Consider the following 1,871-nt stretch of genomic DNA (forward strand, 5'->3'; position numbering starts at 1 on the left):
CTGCCCCGCTCTTTTTGGGCAATTGCCGCCCCTAAAACTCCTAAATCTCGGACGATTTTACTCTCCGGTCGATAAAAAGTATTGTTGATATTAAATATCGCTTTTTCTTCCTGCATCGATCATCTCATAATTAGCACTCGGCGGAAACGGTCAGACACTGCCAAAACCGATCAGACATCAAGATAGAAGATATAGTCATTTCAGATAAGTCTGATACAATCTAGACCGATGAAAATCTTATGAACTCTGGCATTTATATTCTCAATCTTAATTGAAATGACTATAAATCTAAAGAAAGTGTGAAATTAGCAGATTGGACAGTGGGAAGTTCTCAGCTTAGCAGGTAGAAGTCAAGAAAAAGGGACATGGCCTGACCTAAAAGGCCCGTCATACTAAATCCTGTTATAATAAAACGAGTAAAGACGAGGATATAAAATGCCCAAGAAAGCTTACTTAGCCGAACATCTAAGTTCAGAGGAACTGAAAGATAGATACAGAAGCAGTCAAGCTAACTTATGACTGATTGTTATCATTTTTTAAAACAGGATCTAGTATGACACTTTGTTAACAAAATCTTTTCTTCGAGGTGTATTTGAGTATCTGGGGTAAAATGTATAAGCTTTTAAGTGAGCAGAAAATCTCTAGACGGCAAATGTTTGCACAAACGAACCTCCTTGAGCTATAGCAAGAGGTAGTAGAAGCCGATGGGCAAATCGCCATTCGGAGCCATTACCGACCTGAACAAGGAAATTACAGATTTTTTCAAGCTAGGATCAAAGATTTTGTATCGAAAAATACAAAAACGGTCAAAGTGACTGTTTAGGATGGTTTTTTTGAGAAGCTTAAGAACCGATCCATACGTCAAAGGAGTTTTCCATGCCCGAAACGCCACAAGAAGTCTTGAAAATGATTCAGGACAACAATATTAAGATTATCGACCTGAAATTTATTGATATGCCAGGTATCTGGCAACATTGCTCGTTCTACTACGATCAAATCGATGAAAGCTCTTTCAGCGATGGTGTTGCCTTCGATGGTTCCAGTATTCGCGGTTGGAAAGCAATTAACGAATCCGATATGGCCATGGTTCCCGATCCTACCACTGCTTGGATCGATCCCTTCTACAAGGAACCTACCCTAAGCATGATCTGTAGCATCAAAGAACCCAGAACCGGTGAATGGTATAGCCGCGATCCTCGCTCTATTGCTCAGAAAGCGATCGATTATCTTAGCAGTACCGGTTTAGGTGATACCGTATTTTTTGGACCGGAAGCAGAATTTTTCCTCTTTGATAGCGCTCGTTTCGATCAAACCGCCAACTCCGGCTATTACTACATGGATAGTGTCGAAGGTCGTTGGAATAGCGGTAAAGACGAAAAAGACGGAAATCTCGCCTATAAACCCGCCTACAAACAGGGTTATTTTCCCGTTAGTCCCACCGATACCTCTCAAGACATTCGCACGGAAATGCTCTTAACCATGGCCGACTGCGGAGTTCCCATCGAAAAACATCACCATGAAGTCGCTACTGGTGGTCAAAACGAGTTAGGGATTAAATTCTCTACCCTAGTACGGGCCGCCGACTACTTGATGACCTATAAATACTGCATTAAGAACGTGGCCAAGAAATACGGTAAAACCGTCACCTTTATGCCCAAACCCATCTTTGGTGATAATGGTTCCGGGATGCACGTTCACCAGTCTATCTGGAAAGATGGTCAACCCCTGTTCGCTGGGGATAAATACGCCGGACTTAGCCAAATGGCACTGTACTACATCGGTGGTTTGCTTAGACACGCTCCCGCGCTCTTAGCTTTAACTAACCCCACCACCAACTCTTACAAGCGTCTCGTCCCCGGTTTTGAGGCCCC

The 1,871-nt window shown here is 42.9% G+C and carries 1 protein-coding gene and 1 pseudogene; one reads left to right on the forward strand and one right to left on the reverse strand.

Annotated elements, in window-relative coordinates; genetic code table 11:
• Positions 1–116: pseudogene (locus PX484_RS25640) on the reverse strand (tRNA (guanine-N1)-methyltransferase); the annotation flags it as partial.
• A gap of 760 nt (positions 117–876) precedes the next feature.
• Between PX484_RS25640 and glnA the strand changes: the two are divergent.
• Positions 877–1,871 (forward strand): type I glutamate--ammonia ligase (gene glnA / locus PX484_RS02425; RefSeq protein ID WP_288102754.1); only part of this gene is annotated, 995 nt, incomplete at its 3' end.

The organism is Microcystis sp. M49636_WE2, from assembly GCF_030065375.1.
In the GTDB taxonomy this organism is placed as follows: domain Bacteria; phylum Cyanobacteriota; class Cyanobacteriia; order Cyanobacteriales; family Microcystaceae; genus Microcystis; species Microcystis aeruginosa_C.